This is a genomic window from Stappia sp. (genome assembly GCF_965276915.1).
Taxonomy (GTDB): domain Bacteria; phylum Pseudomonadota; class Alphaproteobacteria; order Rhizobiales; family Stappiaceae; genus Stappia.
The window spans coordinates 70,080-86,508 of the sequence record NZ_OZ255709.1 but is presented as its reverse complement, the minus strand read 5'-3'; the positions used below and the strand labels follow the sequence as shown (position 1 = coordinate 86,508).

At 65.2% G+C, this 16,429-nt stretch carries 15 protein-coding genes; 12 read left to right on the top strand and 3 right to left on the bottom strand.

The window, feature by feature from the left end; genetic code table 11:
- Positions 1-57 precede the first annotated feature (57 nt).
- The 8 genes from aepX (at position 58) to ACQY46_RS00345 (ending at position 9,510) form a co-directional block, all read left to right on the top strand.
- A complete protein-coding gene (gene aepX / locus ACQY46_RS00380) occupies positions 58-1,695 on the top strand; it encodes a phosphoenolpyruvate mutase (RefSeq protein ID WP_428698355.1) in 1,638 nt (545 codons plus the stop codon).
- Between the two features lie 3 nt (positions 1,696-1,698).
- On the top strand, positions 1,699-2,844 hold the full coding sequence (gene aepY / locus ACQY46_RS00375) for a phosphonopyruvate decarboxylase (RefSeq protein ID WP_428698354.1): 1,146 nt from the start codon (positions 1,699-1,701) through the stop codon (positions 2,842-2,844).
- Positions 2,841-3,962, top strand: a complete 1,122-nt coding sequence (locus tag ACQY46_RS00370; protein WP_428698353.1) for a 2-aminoethylphosphonate--pyruvate transaminase — start codon at positions 2,841-2,843, stop codon at positions 3,960-3,962. The genes aepY and ACQY46_RS00370 overlap by 4 nt, the downstream gene beginning before the upstream one ends.
- A 734-nt stretch (positions 3,963-4,696) precedes the next feature.
- Positions 4,697-5,935 carry an aminotransferase class I/II-fold pyridoxal phosphate-dependent enzyme gene (locus ACQY46_RS00365; protein WP_428698352.1) on the top strand — a complete coding sequence of 413 codons (1,239 nt, stop codon included), beginning with the start codon at positions 4,697-4,699 and terminating at the stop codon, positions 5,933-5,935.
- A 184-nt stretch (positions 5,936-6,119) separates the two neighbouring features.
- Positions 6,120-6,662, top strand: a complete 543-nt coding sequence (locus tag ACQY46_RS00360) for a DUF4833 domain-containing protein (protein WP_428698351.1) — start codon at positions 6,120-6,122, stop codon at positions 6,660-6,662.
- 135 nt (positions 6,663-6,797) lie between these two features.
- Entirely contained in the window at positions 6,798-7,910 is a 1,113-nt protein-coding gene (locus ACQY46_RS00355; RefSeq protein WP_428698350.1) for an inositol-3-phosphate synthase, read from the top strand.
- A complete protein-coding gene (locus ACQY46_RS00350; protein ID WP_428698349.1) occupies positions 7,907-8,737 on the top strand; it encodes an SDR family oxidoreductase in 831 nt (276 codons plus the stop codon). The genes ACQY46_RS00355 and ACQY46_RS00350 overlap by 4 nt, the downstream gene beginning before the upstream one ends.
- Positions 8,738-8,742: 5 nt before the next feature.
- Positions 8,743-9,510 (top strand): phosphatidate cytidylyltransferase, encoded by a 768-nt coding sequence (locus ACQY46_RS00345; RefSeq protein WP_428698348.1) that lies wholly within the window; start codon positions 8,743-8,745, stop codon positions 9,508-9,510.
- Positions 9,511-9,528: 18 nt separating this feature from the next.
- Here the strand turns inward: ACQY46_RS00345 and ACQY46_RS00340 are convergent, their stop codons facing one another.
- Positions 9,529-10,008 carry a phosphatidylglycerophosphatase A family protein gene (locus ACQY46_RS00340; protein WP_428698347.1) on the bottom strand — a complete coding sequence of 160 codons (480 nt, stop codon included), beginning with the start codon at positions 10,006-10,008 and terminating at the stop codon, positions 9,529-9,531.
- A gap of 173 nt (positions 10,009-10,181) precedes the next feature.
- Between ACQY46_RS00340 and ACQY46_RS00335 the strand changes: the two genes are divergently transcribed.
- Both ACQY46_RS00335 and ACQY46_RS00330 read left to right on the top strand, forming a co-directional pair.
- Positions 10,182-11,405: an LptF/LptG family permease gene (locus ACQY46_RS00335; protein ID WP_428698346.1), complete on the top strand. Its 1,224-nt coding sequence runs from the start codon at positions 10,182-10,184 to the stop codon at positions 11,403-11,405.
- Positions 11,406-11,409: 4 nt separating this feature from the next.
- A complete protein-coding gene (locus ACQY46_RS00330; protein WP_428698345.1) occupies positions 11,410-12,645 on the top strand; it encodes an LptF/LptG family permease in 1,236 nt (411 codons plus the stop codon).
- A gap of 44 nt (positions 12,646-12,689) precedes the next feature.
- On the opposite strand, the gene ACQY46_RS00325 is transcribed toward ACQY46_RS00330, so the two are convergent.
- Positions 12,690-13,442 carry an NTP transferase domain-containing protein gene (locus tag ACQY46_RS00325; RefSeq protein WP_428698344.1) on the bottom strand — a complete coding sequence of 251 codons (753 nt, stop codon included), beginning with the start codon at positions 13,440-13,442 and terminating at the stop codon, positions 12,690-12,692.
- Between the two features lie 105 nt (positions 13,443-13,547).
- Between ACQY46_RS00325 and ACQY46_RS00320 the strand changes: the two genes are divergently transcribed.
- Positions 13,548-14,282 (top strand): CDP-alcohol phosphatidyltransferase family protein, encoded by a 735-nt coding sequence (locus ACQY46_RS00320; protein WP_428698343.1) that lies wholly within the window; start codon positions 13,548-13,550, stop codon positions 14,280-14,282.
- Positions 14,279-15,412: a glycosyltransferase family 4 protein gene (locus tag ACQY46_RS00315; RefSeq protein WP_428698342.1), complete on the top strand. Its 1,134-nt coding sequence runs from the start codon at positions 14,279-14,281 to the stop codon at positions 15,410-15,412. Before ACQY46_RS00320 ends, ACQY46_RS00315 begins: the two co-directional genes overlap by 4 nt.
- On the opposite strand, the gene ACQY46_RS00310 is transcribed toward ACQY46_RS00315, so the two are convergent.
- Positions 15,382-16,389, bottom strand: coding sequence for a stealth conserved region 3 domain-containing protein (locus ACQY46_RS00310; protein WP_428698341.1), 1,008 nt, complete (start codon positions 16,387-16,389; stop codon positions 15,382-15,384). The two genes, ACQY46_RS00315 and ACQY46_RS00310, sit on opposite strands and share 31 nt — an antisense overlap.
- Positions 16,390-16,429 lie beyond the last annotated feature (40 nt).

The window sequence follows — 16,429 nt, the reverse complement described above, 5'->3', positions numbered from 1 at the left end:
GACGAGGTGCCGGGACGTTTGGCGTCGCCGGGGGAGTAGAAGGGGACAGGGGTGCCAATGGACGCGAATACCGGAGCGCCCGGCAGTCACGCCGCGACGGCAGGCGTATCGAAATTCACGCGGCTTCGGCGGTTGCTGGCCCGTCCGGAGCTTGCCTTCCTGATGGAGGCGCATAGCGGGCTTTCCGCCAAGATCGTGGAAGAGGCCGGCTTCGAAGGTATCTGGGCGTCCGGTCTGTCGATGTCCGCGTCGCTGGGTGTGCGCGACAACAACGAGCTGTCCTGGACCCAGGTGCTCGACATGCTCGAATACATGTCCGACGCCTCCAGCCTGCCGATCCTTGTCGATGGCGACACGGGCTATGGCAATTTCAACAATTTCCGCCGCTTCGTCGGCAAGCTGTGCGCGCGGGGCATCGCCGGCGTCTGCATCGAGGACAAGATCTTTCCGAAGACGAACTCGTTCCTGGGAGAGAACCAGCCGCTGGCCGACATCGAGGAGTTCTGCGGCAAGATCAAGGCCGGCAAGGACACGCAGAGCCATCCCGACTTCCAGGTGGTGGCCCGCGTCGAGGCGCTGATCGCGGGACGCGGCGTGGATGAGGCGCTCAAGCGCGCGCATGCCTATGCCGACGCCGGGGCCGATGCGATCGTCATTCACTCGAAGAAGAGTTCGGCGGACGAAATCCTCGATTTCTGCCGGCAATGGGAGAACCGCGTGCCGGTGGTGCTGATCCCGACCAAGTATTATCGCACGCCGACCGAGCGGTTGCGCGAGGCCGGCGCCTCGATGATCATCTGGGCCAATCACAACCTGCGCAGTTCGATCAAGGCGATGCGGGAGACCTGTGCGACCTTGCGGGAGCAGGAAACGCTGCTTGAGGTGGAAAGCGATGTTGCCCCGCTTGGCGACGTTTTCTCTCTTGCCGGTGCCCAGGAACTGGAAGAGGCGGAGAAGCGCTACCTGGCGGCCTCCAGTCCGACGCGTGCCGTGATCCTGGCAGCGACCCGGGGGGAGGGATTGGGCGATCTCACGGCCGAGCAGCCGAAATGCATGCTGCCGGTGCGTGGCAAGTCGCTGCTTGGCCGGCAGGTCGACGCTTTGAAGCGCCATGGCGTGGAGGATATCAGCGTCGTGGTGGGCTACCGGGGCGATGCGGTCGATGTGGCCGGCATCTCCAAGATCGACAATCCCGATTACCAGACGACAGGCGAGGCGCGTTCGCTCGCGCTCGGTCTTGGCCCAGACGCGGCCGACACGATCGTTTCCTATGGCGATATTCTCTACCGGCCGTTCTTCCTCGCGCTGATGGAGGATCGGGAGGAAGATATCGTCCTGCTGGTCGACCCGCGTGCGGAGGAAACGCGCAGCGGGCGCGACGCGGTTGCGTGCAGCGTGCCGTTTTCCGACGACCCGGGCATCGAGGGCGATGCTCCGCGCCTGACCGGTTTTGTGGCCGGGGGAGGCGACGGGGAATGGGTCGGGTTGCTGAGGGCGAGTGCCGCGGGCGCGGCGCGGCTCCAGGAGACACTCCGGGGGATGGATGAGAGCGGCGAACTCGATGCGGCCGATCTCGGCCGCGTGCTGACGGTCATGGCCAAAAAGGGAGAGACGATCGGCGTCGTTTATGTGCGTGGTTTCTGGCGCAACGTGAACGATCTGATGGACCTCGCCCAGGCACGTGACGCGGTGTAGCCGATGATCGAGGCGGACGACTTTCTTGCCGGTGCCAAGCGGCAGGGCATTGATTTCTTCACTGGCGTTCCCTGCAGTTTCTTGACGCCGCTGATGAACGCGGTGATCTCCGATCCGGGCGCCCGTTATGTCGGAGCGACCAGCGAGGGCGAGGCTGTGGCCATTGCCGCCGGTGCCTGGCTCGCCGGGCGCGAGACTGTCGTGATGTTCCAGAATTCAGGGCTCGGGAATGCGGTCAATCCGCTGACCTCGCTCAACCACCCGTTTCGGATCCCGACGCTTGTCATCGCCACCTGGCGCGGCGAACCGGGTCTGGCGGACGAGCCGCAGCACGAGTTGATGGGCGAGATCACCGCGCCGCTGCTCGACCTGGTGGGAACGCACCGCATCGGGTTTCCGACCTCGGCCGGGGAGATCGAGCCGGCGCTTGCCGTCGCGGTTACGCATATGCGGGAAACCGGACAACCGGTCGCGATGATCCAGCCCAAGGGGGCGATTGCATCACGTTCGCTTGACGAGATGCGCCCGGAACCGCTTCCCAGGGTCGAGGTCGGCGACTTCGGCGGCGCCGCCCCGGCGCGGCGGATGGATCTGCTTGCGGCGATCCGCGACATCCTTCCGGAAAGTGCCGGCATCGTTGCGACCACCGGCCATACGGGGCGCGAACTCTACACGCTGCAGGATCACCCGGGCCATCTCTACTGCGTCGGCTCGATGGGCGGTGCCAGCGCCATCGGGCTCGGGGCGGCCCTGAACACCGGGCGCCAGATCGTGGTGCTCGACGGAGACGGTGCCGCGCTGATGAAGCTTGGCAACATGGCGACGATCGGCGCGCAACAACCTGCCAACCTCACCCATGTCATCCTCGACAATGAGCGCCACCTGTCGACAGGCGGGCAGGCGACGGTTTCGCCGAATGTCGACTTCGCCGCGATCGCCAGCGCTTGCGGCTATCGTTTTGCCGCGCGTGCCTGCGGGCTGGAAGCCGGTCTCGCGGCAATGAGGGAAGCGCTTGGCGTGCCGGGGCCGCGCCTGCTGCATCTGAAGGTCGCGGCCGAGCAGGTTGCCGGTCTCGGTCGACCGGGCATCACTCCGGCGGAGGTCGCGCGCCGGTTCCGGACGCATCTTGGCGAGGGCAGTCCGCAATGACCGGGGATGTCCGGAACGAACCGGTGCTGCTGACGCCCGGTCCGCTGACCACCAGCGCCAGGGTCAAGGCGGCGATGCAACGCGACTGGGGGTCGCGCGATCCGGAATTCGTGCGGCTCAGTGCGGCGATGCTCGACAGGCTTCGGGTGCTCGCCGGTGGAGGCGCGGAGCATGTCTGCGTGCCGCTTCAGGGCAGCGGCACGTTTGCCGTTGAGGCGATGCTGGGCAGCCTCGTGGCGCCGCAGGAGCGCGTGCTTCTGCTCGTCAATGGTGCTTATGGCAGGCGCATGGCAGAGATCTGCCGACGGATCGGCCGGGATTTCGATGTTTACGAGGTCGAGGAGACCGTGACCCACGATCCGCAGGAGCTGCAACGCCGGCTCGCCGGGGATTCGGGCCTTTCGGTTGTCGCCGCCGTTCACTGCGAGACGACCTCGGGGCTTCTCAATCCGCTGGAGGAGTTCGCCGCCGTGACCGGAGCGAATGGTCGCCGACTGCTTGTCGACAGCATGAGCGGCTTTGGAGCGCTGCCGCTTGATATGGCCGCACTCGGCATTTCGGCAGTTGCGGCTTCGTCCAACAAGTGCCTCCAGGGGGTGCCCGGACTTGGTTTCGTGATCGCCCGACACGATGAGCTCGAGGCTCGTGCTGGAGCGGCTCCTTCGCTCGTGCTTGACCTCCACGACCAGGCAAGGGCGCTGTCAGGCGACGGGCAATGGCGTTTCACGCCACCGACGCATGTCGTGGCGGCTCTTGCCGAGGCATTGGCAGAACTGGATGACGAGGGCGGTCCGGCTGCGCGGCTTGCCCGCTACACGGCGAACCGCGACACGCTCGTCGCCGGCATGCGCCGACTGGGCTTCCGTCCGGCGCTCGAGCCGGAGTTGCAGGCGCCGGTGATCATGTCCTTCATCGAGCCGGGCGAGGGGTGGTACCGGTTCGAGCCGTTCTACGACGCGCTCGCCCGCCGGGGTTTTGCGATCTATGCCGGCAAGATGCGGGAACTCGGCACATTTCGGGTCGGGACCATCGGGGCGATCGATACCGGGGTCATCGAACGGTTTCTGGCGGCGGCAGAAGCTGTTGTGACAGAAATGAAACAGAAATTGATCCGCTAGCCTTGCTGGTCTGGAACGAGCTCCGTCCCGATGACATCAGTCAAAGCGAAGCCTGTTAAGAAAAGTCAATTAAAACATTGGCTTGCCGGATTTCCCAAGGGTAGGTTTACCTGTCCAGGCGTGCCGGAGGCCGTGGAGAACGTCAGCCACGAAGGAAAAGTGCGAGAAGCGGAGGCAGCTTGTCGCAGTCTTTCCCATATCTCGGTGTTGTTGCGTATCGGCAAAGGGCCTGTCTTGTGACCCATTCGGATGGTTTCAAAACCTAGCAATTTCCGCCTGTTGCAGGCCGGATGCGATCCTTGGCAACGCCTTTCGCAGTCGCAGTCGCAGGCCACGGAACAGGCACCTGTCCGGCGCGCAGAGGGGCTGCGGGGTTGTCGGGTCGTCTGATGGCGGTGAGCGTTTCGTTGGCTTACTCGACAGTACCACGCCTTTCGGCTATTTAGCGAAATCCGCCTGAACAGAATTTAATAGCGGCGGCTGGCGTCGGAACTCCGGGTTGGGGAGCTCTCGGGCGGGAGATGCGCCGGTTGCGATCATCTTGCTGTCCTGTTGTCGCGGCAGGTTGCGGGTTGCAGACCGCCGGAAGGCCGATGGGTGACATCGGTGCGACAGCAGACCACCCCTTGCGAGGCTCCTGCTGTGGGCATCGCTGGAGCAGATGTGGCAACTGAAGAAATTGACAAGGCCCGAATTGTTTTCGACAGTTGATCGGGTTCTGGGGGTAAACAAGAATGAAGCCTGATCGGCCGAGCTTTGCCGTAGTCGCTGAACGGCGTTTTCGCCTTGCCGGCAAGGCAATCATCGAACAGCACAACCCCTATTTTCTCCCGATAGACCAGCAACGTGAGCTTTGCGAGCGGAACGGCATCCCGTTCATCAGCTTCGCCCATTACGACTATCTCGGCCTCAGCAAGCATCCTGACGTGGTCGCGGCGGCGAGCGAGGAACTGCACCGTCAGGGAACTGGCGTGGGCGCGTCGCGTCTTGTTGGCGGCGAGCGGGCGGGCCACCGTGTGTTTGAGCGCAAGCTGGCCGATTTCCTGGGCGTGGGGGACGCGATGTCGCTGGTCAGCGGCTATCTCGTCAACGTCTCCCTGATCAACTACCTGATGGGGCCGCGCGATCTGGTGCTGATCGACGAACTGGCTCACAATTCGATTTTCGTCGGGGCCAAGAACGGCCGCTACGACCATCGGGTCTTTGCCCATAACGACCTCGACGACCTTGAGCGCCAGCTTGACGAACTGCGTGGCCAGTATCGAAACGTCCTTGTTGTCGTCGAGGGACTGTACTCGATGGACGGCGATATCCCCGACCTTCCGAGGCTCGTGGCGCTGAAGGAAGCGCATGACGCATGGCTGCTTGTCGATGAAGCGCATTCCTATGGCGTTCTCGGCGCCACCGGTCGCGGGCTTTGCGAACATTTCGACGTCGACCCGAAGCGGATCGAGCTGACCGTCGGAACCTTGTCCAAGTCCTTCGTTTCGTCGGGCGGGTTCATCTGTGCGGAACAGGGCGTGATCGACTGGCTGCGCTTCACCTTGCCTGGCTTCGTCTACAGCGTCGGCCTCTCGCCCGCGGCCCTGGGAAGCGCCCATGGAGCGCTGGACCAGTTGCAGGCCGATCCGCAGCGGGTGACGCGTCTCCACGATAATTCCCTCTACTTCCGGGATCGTGCCCGCGAGGCCGGTCTCGACACGGGTGCGGCCATCGGATGCGGCGTCGTGCCCGTCCTCTTCGCCACCTCGATGCAGACGATGATCGCATCGCAGGTGCTATTGGAGCAGGGCGTCTATGCACCGCCGATTGTCCAGATGGGAGTGCCGAAGGATCAGCCGCGCATCCGCTTCTTCATCTCGGCGGATCACACGCACGAGCAGATGGACAAGGCAATCGGGATTGTCGCCGGAGCGGTCGCGGGAAATGCGGGCACCGGCGCCGAGCTGCAAACGGCGGTGATGGGCGCCTGAGGGCGGACGCGGGGCAGGATCGGGCAGAGTGAGCCTTGCGATGAGACCGCACCGACGGAGCTTCTGGCGTGCCTCGCTTGCGGCCTTGCCATGGCGGTTGCTCCTTTCGCCTTTCCCTTGCGTGCTGGCCGCCGGCATTGCGATTGCGGCTCCTGCCGTTTCCGCATTCGCCCAGGAAGGTACCGTGATCACCCACGGGAGCGCGCAGCAGCGCGCCAGCGGATCTGTCGTCGAAGAGGTCGACAGCCTGCCGGTTATCCGTCCGGACTTCCCGGTGCCCGACGATCCGGGCATGGTGTTCTACCTGCAGCGGTCTACCAACTCGAACACGGTCGTCTATGCCGCGCGGTTTCTCGACGATGGCAAGCTTGATCCGCGCCAGCCGATCGTGGCCTACTGGCGGCGCTTCAACACGACGGGCGAGCGGCTTCCGCTGAAGATGATCGAGGACAGTTTCGCTTTTGGCGTGCGCGCCCGCGCCACCGACGATCCGGATATCTTCTCCCTTTATGTGGTTTCCTACCCGGAGCGCAGGGCGACCTTGCGCCTGGTCGAACCGGGGCGGGCGGAGCTGCTGCTTCCCGCGGACGGGCGCCAGATGCGAATGCGCTACGGCTATGTCGATGTGGATGAAAGCGGCCTCATGCCAAGTGTCCGGGAAGTTGTGGTGACCGGCCACGATACGCAGACCGGTCGTGCGCTGGTCGAACGCATCCAGATAGAGTAACCCTTGCTCCGTCGGCGACCAGGCCGGCGGGCAGGAGATTTCTGCCCGGAACAGGATTTCCGGGTGTGGGCAAAGGATGCCCGGACGGCGCGCGGACCATGCAGCCGGGTCGGGTTCGGGGGTAACAACACGATCATGACCGCTTCTTCCGCCAGAACGATCCGCACAGCCGTTGTGGGTGCCGGCAATTGCGCCAGTTCGCTTGTCCAGGGCGTCGCCTATTGTCGCGCGCTTGGGGAGGCCGCCATCGGCGTTCCCTTTCCCGTTCTTGCCGGATATCGCCCGCAGGATGTCGAGATCGTACTGGCGCTTGATGTCGATGCGCGCAAGGTCGGCCGGACCGTCGGAGAGGCGGCGGTGGCGTTTCCCAACTGCACCGAGATCTTCCACCGTGATCTCTCGGGAATGACGGCGCCGGTGCTGCGAGGCCCCGACCTTGACGGGGTCTCGGCCTTCATGCGCAACCAGGCGCCGGATCGCAGCTTCGTTGTCTCGAGCGCGCCGGCGCTTGACAAGGCCGGTATTGTTGCGGCGCTGCGCGCGGCCGAGGCGGAGGTGATGATCAATTTCCTGCCGGTCGGTTCGGTCGAGGCGACGCAGTTCTATGCCGAATGCGCGCTGGAGGCAGGATGCGCCTTCGTCAACGGGATCCCGGTCTTCATTGCCTCCGATCCGGTTTGGGCCGCCCGCTTCACCAGCGCCGGCCTGCCGATCCTCGGTGACGACTTCAAGGCGCAGTTCGGCGCGACCATCACCCACCGTGCGCTGGCGCGGCTTGCCGACATGCGCGGCGTCAAGGTCGACCGCACCTATCAGCTCAATGTCGGCGGCAATACGGATTTTCTCAACATGATGGACGGCGATCGCCTGGCGATGAAGCGCGAGTCCAAGACCGAGGCGGTACAGACGGCGATGAATGCGCGTCTCACGGACAACGAGATCCGTATCGGCCCGTCCGACTACGTGCCCTGGCTGGAGGATCGCAAGGTTGCCTATGTGCGGCTCGAGGGCAGGCTTTTCGGCGGGGTGCGAACCCATGTCGAGATGCGGCTCGAGGTCGAGGATTCCCCCAATGCGGCGGCGATGGCGCTGATCGCGATCCGTTGCGCGGCAATCGCCCGCGACAAGGGGCTTTCCGGTCCGGTCGAGGATGCGAGCGCATTTCTTTTCAAGCATCCTCCGGTTCAGATCGAGGATGCGGAAGGGTATGATCGCCTTCTCGCCTTTGCCGGGGAAAGGGCTGCGTGAGCTCGGCAGCCTTGTCCGGGGGCGACGCCTCGCGCCCTGTTGCCCTGATCACCGGCGGCAGCAGCGGTATCGGCAGGGCGCTGGCATTGCTGCTCGCCCGGCGTGGATACGACCTTGCGCTGGTGGCCCGCGGGACGGAGCGTCTTGCCGAGGTCCGGGATGCCGTTGTCGCCGCGGTTCCGCACGCGCGTGTCGAGTGCCGCTCCGCCGATGTCGGCGATCCGGTGGCCGCCAGTGCCGCACTGGTCGACCTGGTCGATGTGCTGGGGGTGCCGCGCTGGGCCGTGATGAATGCGGGTATCGCCCGCCCGGGGCACTTTCTCGATCAACCGCTTGACGATCATGCCGCCCAGATGCGCACCAATTACATGGGTGCGCTCAATGTTGCCCACGCGCTGGCGCCGCGGATGGCGGCGGCGGGCGGCGGACGCATGATCTTCGTTTCGTCTGGGGCGGCCTTCTTCGGCATCTATGGTTATTCGGCCTACGCACCTTCGAAATTCGCCATGCGCGGTCTTGCAGAAGTGTTGCGCGTCGAACTTGCCCCGCATGGTATCGGCGTAACGCTGGCTTACCCGCCGGACACCGACACGCCGCAACTCGCCGCTGAAAACGAGACAAAGCCGCAGGCGACCCGGGAGATCACCGCCGGTGGCGGGCTGTGGTCGGCCGAGGCGGTGGCGGAGCGTATCGTCAAGGGCGCCGAGAAAGGACGCTTCGTCGTCGCGCCGGGCGCACAGATGACATTGCTTGCCCACGCGCACAGCCTGCTGGCGCCGGCCCTGCGGGTCTGGCAGACGCGGATAGCGCGCGCCCGTCGCGGATAGGCGCGATGTCGACCCAGACACTCTCCTTCGAACTCGCCGCCGTCGCTGTTCTCGCCTGTCTGGGCATTGGCGCGGTGCTTCTTGGTGTCGGCAGCCTGCTGCCGGTGACGGCGCCACGCGCCCGTCCGCTCTGGCCGGTTTTCGCCACCGAATGCGTCATCGTCGCCGGTGCCTTGCTGCCTTTCGCGCTCGGATATCCCTGGCTGGACGTGTTGCTTGGCCTGTTCGCCATACGGATCGCCTACGAGACCTTGCGCGTCGCGGGCTTGCGCTGGCCGGGTGCAACGACGACCGGACGCATGCGGCTTGCCCTTGAGGTCGCCGCCTTTCCCGGACTTCCCCTTCTGCTGTTCGTCATGGTGGCGCGTGAACCTGGCAACGCGGGACTGGTGCTTGTCTCGTTCCTTCTCGTCGAAACCTATGACAGCTATGCGTTGCTGGGCGGAAAGCTGTTCGGGCGCCGGCCGGCCTTTCCGAGACTGAGCCCGCGCAAGACCGTCGAGGGACTTGTCGCGGGAGCCGCCATGCTGGGGGTGACGGCCGCACTCGCCGGTCCGCTCGTCGTCGGCTGGAGCCTCGGCGCATCGCTCTCTGCGGCTGCCCTGATCGCGGTGACGGCGATTGCCGGAGATCTTGCCGGATCGCGCTTGAAGAGGGCCTCCGGTGTGAAGGACTATCCGCAGGTGCTGCCGAGGCAAGGGGGGCTGCTCGATATCACGGACGCCTGGTTGATCGCGGCGCCCGCCCTTGTCTGGCTGGCGGGTCTTTGGTGAGGCCGGATTGTTCCGTCCTTACCCAGCAAGCAATCGGGATGCGGGCCAGAGGATGGCAACGGCATAGAGGGCGGCGGCGGCGTCATCGAGCATGATGCCGGTGCCGCCTTTCACGTGGTCCTGCACCCAGTTGACCGGGAACGGCTTGACGATATCGAAAAAGCGGAAGGCAACGAAGCCCAAGGCCCACCACAGCGGTTCCGGCGGGAGGGCCAGGACGGTGGCGGCCGCACCGAAGCTTTCATCGATGACGACGCGTTGCGGATCGTCTTCGCGGCATGCCCTGGCGACAACCGCGGACGCCCATATACCGATCATCAACAGCAGAACCAGTCCGGCGACCTGGCCGGCTGGCGGGACTGTGCGGAGCGGGACGGCGCAAAGGAGACCCACCGCCGCGCCCACCGTTCCCGGCCAGACCGGAGACAGGCCGGCGCCAAAGGACAGGGCAAGCGTATGCGCGAGGCCCTGCTTCACTCTATGAACAAGACGGGACATGGCGACGGCCCTATGATGTCGTGACGGAATCGCGGCGTACCCGCGAGCACGGGACCGATGCCGGTGCCGCAATAGCATGAAACATGACGGGGAGCGATGAGACGGAAGGACAATCCGGGACGGGAATGCTTGGCAGGGATGGAGCCTCCCGCATCAAATGAGGCAACCGGTCGGTGAGACCGTTGATGTCGCTTGCCGGGCGATCTCTCTTCCTGCGTGCCTTGGGCAGGGTCGTGATCGTCGTCGCGACCATCGAGATCGTGTTCCTGGCGGAAAAGCTCACGGGTATCCTGGAAGAGGTGCTGGGCAACGGCGGTGATCTTGCCTCCGCAGTTTCCGTGCTGTTGCTCACCTCACCCGAGATTTTCGATTTCGCGCTGGCGCTTGCCTGTGTCATCGGCGGTTATTTCGCGTTTTCCGCCGCCCGTGAGGAGCGCGAGATGGTGGCCCTGTCGGCAGCTGGGGTTTCGTGGACCCTGCCGATCCGGGTGGCGGTGTTGCTCGGCGGACTTGCCTTCGTAGCAAGCCTTGCCGTTTCCGGCGTGATCGATCCGCTGGCACGCAATGCGACGCGGACGGTCATCTTCAAGTTGAAGAGCGAACTCCTTTTCGACCGCATTACCGGTCCGAGCGAGGGTACCCTGATCGAAACGATCCGGGGCAAGACCTTCGCCGCGCTCTCCGATACGGGCGTCGATCCACCGCATGAGAGCCTTTTCGTTCACCAGCCCGGCGAGGAAGGGCGTTGGCGGGTGACGCAGGCCGGAGACTGGAAGCTGATCGGCCCCGACGGGAAGGGGGACTACAATCTCGGCCTGGGGCGCGTCATTGCCTATGATTTTGTCCGGGTGGAACATCGCGAGGGTGCGGGAGTGCTGCGCCGGGGACGCGGCCCCAACCTGCTGGCGCTCGGGCAGACCGACATGGCGAATGTCCCGTCCCTTCCGCAGGTGAAGGTGGAGAACGTCTCCCTGCCCGTCAGTCTCGACAATATCCTGAACCATGCGCTGCGCCAGGATGTGGCGAGCGAGTGGACGGTGTTCGAGGCGCTGGGGCCTGACGGGGCGGGCGGCGAGACAGCGCGCGAGGCGCGGCGGATTGCAGGCGAGAGGTTGGCGCGCGCCGTCGCGGCCCTGGTGGCGCCACTTCTGGCGCTGGTTGCCTGTGCCTTCGCCGGACGCGGCGTTGCCGGAATGCTGGCGATGCCGCTGGCATGTGCCACGCTTCTTGTCTTCGATATTCTCTTGCGCAACCTTCTCGGCGGCTTGTCGGTCGTCGAGCCTCGAATGGCGCTGCTTGCGGCGATGGGCGTGGGCGTGGCCGCGTCCCTGGTGGCGACCATCGCTGTTCGGGACAGGGCGGCGGCGCTTCTGCGGCCCGTGCGCGAGCGGGCTTGAAGCGATGACGATCACGCCGGGTACGCCATATCCTCTACGACACAGCCAGCCGGCTCCCTCGCAACGGGCAGGGACACGCCCGCGCACGCCGATCCTCGGTCTTTTAGCAAGGCGTGGTTTCCGGCAACACCTGGGTGCGACCATTCTGGTCATGGCCATGTTCCTGATCGTCGCCTGGGCGATCGATCTGGCCCAGACGCTGGACCAGGTGTTGGAGCAGGCCGGGAAACTCGATCGCAATCCCGGCCTGCTGCTGGCGACTTATCTCGGCTTGCGGGCCGTCGACATCGCAACCCGGCTGTTCCCTGTCGCCTGTTTCATCGGGGTCTTTGCGGCCGAACTGATCCGCCTCTTCAACCGCGAGACGACCGTGATGGGGGCGGCCGGCTGGTCTCCGCGCCAGACGCTTGCCGTCGTGTGCCTGTTCGCGCTGGCGACGGGCGGCTTTCAGTTCGCGCTGGAACGATGGTTGCGGCCTGCTGCCGTCTTCGTCCAGGCCGAACTGGAGCTTGGCGGTTACGGGAGGCGGTTTGCCGCCGGCGATTTCGGCGAGCCCAGCTGGTTTGTCGTCAATGGCGGTGCGCTGAAGGCCAGGGTCTTGAGGTCGGGGGAACCGGAGCTGACGGACGTGGAGTTCTACCGGGGTGTCGTGGCGGGCGACCTGAGGGACGTGATCGTTGCCCGACGCGGCGAGCCGTCGAGCCGGCCGGGGTTCTGGCGGTTCCATGGGGTCGACCTGTGGGCGCGCCTGCCGGGAGAGGAGAACGGTACCGAGGGGCAACCTCCCGCCTTCGCCCAGACGTCGCTCTATCTGATCAGTCAGTATCCGGTCCTGGAATTGCGGCTGGACCTCCTGCCGGAAACGCTGACCTATTACGACATTCCGGCGTTCTACCTGCCCCAGGCACCGCTCGAGCGGCTGGCTGATGACGGCAACCCGCTCAAGGGAGCGGATGTTGATGCGGCCTTGTGGCGACGCTGGGCGGCATTCTTCCTGCCGGGAGCCTATGCATTGCTCGGTGCGAGCCTTGCGCCGGTGGCAGGGGCGGGGCGGATCGTCTCGCCTTTCAGGATTGTGATGCTCGCCCTTTGCGGCTACCTGGCGCTGGTGGCGACGAAAGTGTCGTGGGCGATGGGAGAGATCGGTGTGCTGTCAGGGTTCACCAGCAGCTGGCTTTCGATCCTTCTGGCACTGCTCGGGACGCTGGTTGCCCAGGCGATGCTGTCACGCCCGCACTGAAGGGGGCCGGCGGTTCCCGGAATGTCCGGAACAACGTGCCGTCGTCAGCGCGCCCGGGCGGCGAGAATGCGCGGATACACCTGCTCGGCGGCACGGGCCAGCATCGCCTCGTTGTCGACCTCGGCCCAGGCAAGGTCCGCCACTTTCGGACAGGTCACGGGATGCGAGCGGGCAAGCTCCACAAGACCGTTTTCATAGTCTTCCATCGCGTTGTCGAACACGAGATCGGGACCGATGCGCTTCAGGTGACGGACCGCGTCGCCGGTGAGATAGGTGAGGCCGACAAGCTCGCCATGAGGAACATCGGGCCAGCGATCGACAAGTTTCGACATGTCGCGAAGACAGCGGGCGCCATCCGTTTCGTCGGCCCAGACATGAACCTCGTCGCCCGCTCCGGTCGCACCTGACACAAGCAAGGCGGAGCGATCCGGTCGTGCAATGACGGTGGCGACAGCGCGCGGTTCGAAAATGAGATCCGATTCAAGCAGCAGGCAGGGACCGTCCTCTCCCTCAAGCCCGACCAGCAGGCTTTGAAGCGAACCCTTCACCTCGAAATCGGGATTGTGCCGCAGGTCGAGATCGGGGCAACGGATTGCGGCCAGATCGCGATACTGCTCGGCAAGATGGCCCGTGACGACGCGAGCATTGCCCACCCCATTGTCGGCCAGGGTCGTTACCGCTTCCTCGAGGAAGGTCCGCGCGCCGATCGAGATAAGGCCCTTGGGCGTCATGCGCCCGCGTTCACCCATCCGCACGCCGCGACCGGCGGCCAGAAAAATCGCTTTGATATCGAGCATGAAACCGTCGGAGTGTGGTAAGGCAGTCCAGTAATAGGGGAGGTGTCCGGCCGGGGCAATAGTCGGTTGGCACTGCTGAAAGCAAGCGTGAACGGGCGAACGGGGATGCAGCCGTCGATCACCGTAAAGGGCCTCTGGTCCGAATATCGGCGGGACAAGCTCACGGCGGAATTGCGAGGCGATTGGGCGGTGGCTGTTTTCTACCGGCTGCCGAGCATGGTTCTGATCGTGCCGCTGGCGCGACTTGGCGTTGCGCCCGTTGCGGTGACTGTTGCGGCGTTGGTCGTGGCGCTTGCGATGCTCCCCGCAGCGTTCCTGCCGTCGGTGCCGTTGGCCGGCACGACCGTCGTCTGTCTCGCCTTCGCATTTCAGGTGCTCGATTGCGTGGATGGAGGGCTGGCGCGGGCGACTGGCGGCACCAGTGTGCGGGGCGCGACGTTCGATTTTCTCGCCGACATGGTCCAGTGGGGAGTGCTCTACGCCAGCATCGGGATACTTGCCGACCGTGCAGGGGACGGAAGCGCGTTCTGGAGCTCGATCGGGCTTGCCGCCGGCTGGAGCCGGCTTTTCGCGCGTGTCGTGCGCGATGCAGGCGCGCGCGCCGAAACACGCGCACCCGTTCCGGCGGTCGAGGCGAAGCAGGAGCAGGTGACCTTCACAGGCCTGATCCTTGCGTTCCTGGCGGGACTGAGCGGGCTGATACCAGTGTTGCTCGCGTTTGCGTTGGCAACCGGCCATCTGGCAGTTCTGACGCTGTTCCTGCTGGTCTACGGGCTTGCGGATATCGCCGAGGGGCTGACCGGGGTCCTCGCAAAGGGACGAGACAGCGGGCCGCGATGAAGATTGTCCAGATCTGTCCTTATGACATGACCCGGCCCGGCGGGGTGCAGTCGCATGTCCGCGACCTGTCCCGCTGGCTGAGGGACGAGGGGCACGCGGTGCGTGTCGTCGCGCCGTATCCGCCGGCCGGCATCGCCGGCGGAGAAGTGTCCTGTTGCGGCCGGGCGCGCATGGTTTCGATGTTCGGAACCCGGTTCGAAGTCAGCCTTGCCGGGCGGCGCGAGTTGAGGGAACTGGCAGTCGATCTCCACGACTGGGGTGCGGAGGTTGTCCATCTGCATACGCCGTGGACCCCGTTGATGGCCTGGCAGCTCTGGCGGAGACTGCATCTCCCGGCGGTGACAACGTTCCACGCGACCCTGCCCGAAGCCAGTGCCGGCGGATTGTCCGGACGTGCGCTGCGCGCCGTTGCCGGCTATTTCATGAAGCGCTCGCAGGCCGTCGTGGTGCCGTCGGAAGCGCCGCTGGCACATCTGCGCCCGCAGGAGCGAGGCGTTTCGGCTCATGTTCTGCCGCCGGCGGTGAACCTGGCTCCCTGGCGCGAGGCCGGTGCCAAGCGGGGGCAACGCCCGCCCGGGCGACTGGAGATCGGGTTTCTCGGCCGCTTCGAGGCCCGCAAGGGCCTGCATGTCCTTCTCGCTGCCTGGCCTGAGATCGCCATGCGGGTCCCGGAGGCACATCTGACCATCGCCGGGGGCGGGCCGCTTCTGCCGTCGGTCCGCCAAGCGATGGCGGGTCTCCATGGCGATCGCATACGACTGGTCGACACACCCGATGATGCAACGGCGCGGAAACTGGTGGCCGGCTGGGATATCTTCGTTGCTCCCGCGCCGTATGGCGAGAGTTTCGGTCTTGTGCTCGTCGAGGCAATGGCCGCCGGCGCGTTGCCGATTGCCGCGGCGAATGCCGGCTACACCGGGGTCCTGGAACACGGAGAGGGCGCCAGCCTGCTGGTCCCGCCTGAAGATGCCGGGGCGTTGGCCCGGCGTATCGTCGAGCTGGCGGCAACGCCCGACCGGCGAAATACGCTGCGCCGCTGGACGATGGCGCGTGCCCGGGAGCTTGACCTGCCGGCGACGGGCAGGCGGCTTGTGGAGATCTACCGAGAGGCGCTTGCGCTGCCTGGCTGAGCGGCTTTCTCGAAACGCGAGGGACGCGGGTACCAGCGTTCGAGAGTGTGGCGCACATGGGCGACGACGCGCGGATTGGGGGCGTCTTCGAAGCTGTCGTTCAATGTGATCGTGGCGGGTTTGCGCCACTCCAGCCGGCGCAGTTGCAGCCAGGTCCAGGCGTACCAGTTCTCCAGCGACGCATAGCCGGCCATCTGCCGGACTTCCGCGCCGTCGGCCCGGTTGGCCGCATCGGTTTCCAGCGCGAAATGCGGATAGAGATATTCCGGAGGGACATTGCCGTGGGCCCGGAAACGGCTCTGGCGTGTGGCGGCGATCTCGTCGGCAAAATGCTCGCACATCCGTGCGAAGAGATCCCGGTCGATGATTTGCGGTCCGTGGGCAAGATAGGAAAAGGGTTTTGCGCCGAATGCCGCCGCCAGCACCTCGTTGGCCCTGGCGAGCGCAAGGTTCCAGGGGCTCGAACTGGCCGGGTCGAGCGCCGACATCACGGGCGACGGTCGGTCTTCCAGAAAGACCTTCGAACGCCCGTCTGCCGCCTTGAAGTCTTCTGCCTTCAGCGGCCGGAATGCCAGCATGTCATCCTCGAAATAGAGAAACTGGGAAGACAGGTCCGGGATCCTCGCCAGATGGCTGACGATGGAAAAGGAGTTGAATGTCGGCAGGATTTCCGGCGCCATGATCCGGTCGTGATGGACGACGCGGATGTCCGGATGGCCGGTGTCGAGCCATGCCGGCACCTGCGGCCGGCAGCATACGATGTGGATCCGGCGCACGAAGGGCATGTAGGCGTCGAGCGAGCGCAGCGAATAGCGCAGAAGATCGAGATTGTCGCGTGTGCGATTGGGATTGGTGTCGCGCCGGTCGGTCGCGTAAGCGCGCAGCGTTTGCGCATAGCCGGGGAAGCTGTCATCGACCCATGTGTAGACCACGTCCACGGATTTCGGCTGGGGCGCGCCGGCGCAATCGGTTGACATCGGTAGGTCACCAGTCTCCGGAACTCATGTGCGAACGTTG

Excerpts from the sequence above, each read along its gene's own strand:
- aepX (WP_428698355.1), top strand. The coding sequence starts at position 58 with ATGGACGCGAATACCGGAGCGCCCGGCAGTCACGCCGCGACGGCAGGC.
- aepY (WP_428698354.1), top strand. The coding sequence starts at position 1,699 with ATGATCGAGGCGGACGACTTTCTTGCCGGTGCCAAGCGGCAGGGCATT.
- ACQY46_RS00370 (WP_428698353.1), top strand. The coding sequence starts at position 2,841 with ATGACCGGGGATGTCCGGAACGAACCGGTGCTGCTGACGCCCGGTCCG.
- ACQY46_RS00365 (WP_428698352.1), top strand. The coding sequence starts at position 4,697 with ATGAAGCCTGATCGGCCGAGCTTTGCCGTAGTCGCTGAACGGCGTTTT.
- ACQY46_RS00355 (WP_428698350.1), top strand. The coding sequence starts at position 6,798 with ATGACCGCTTCTTCCGCCAGAACGATCCGCACAGCCGTTGTGGGTGCC.
- ACQY46_RS00345 (WP_428698348.1), top strand. The coding sequence starts at position 8,743 with ATGTCGACCCAGACACTCTCCTTCGAACTCGCCGCCGTCGCTGTTCTC.
- ACQY46_RS00340 (WP_428698347.1), bottom strand. The coding sequence starts at position 10,008 with ATGTCCCGTCTTGTTCATAGAGTGAAGCAGGGCCTCGCGCATACGCTT.
- ACQY46_RS00330 (WP_428698345.1), top strand. The coding sequence starts at position 11,410 with ATGACGATCACGCCGGGTACGCCATATCCTCTACGACACAGCCAGCCG.
- ACQY46_RS00325 (WP_428698344.1), bottom strand. The coding sequence starts at position 13,442 with ATGCTCGATATCAAAGCGATTTTTCTGGCCGCCGGTCGCGGCGTGCGG.
- ACQY46_RS00320 (WP_428698343.1), top strand. The coding sequence starts at position 13,548 with ATGCAGCCGTCGATCACCGTAAAGGGCCTCTGGTCCGAATATCGGCGG.
- ACQY46_RS00315 (WP_428698342.1), top strand. The coding sequence starts at position 14,279 with ATGAAGATTGTCCAGATCTGTCCTTATGACATGACCCGGCCCGGCGGG.
- ACQY46_RS00310 (WP_428698341.1), bottom strand. The coding sequence starts at position 16,389 with ATGTCAACCGATTGCGCCGGCGCGCCCCAGCCGAAATCCGTGGACGTG.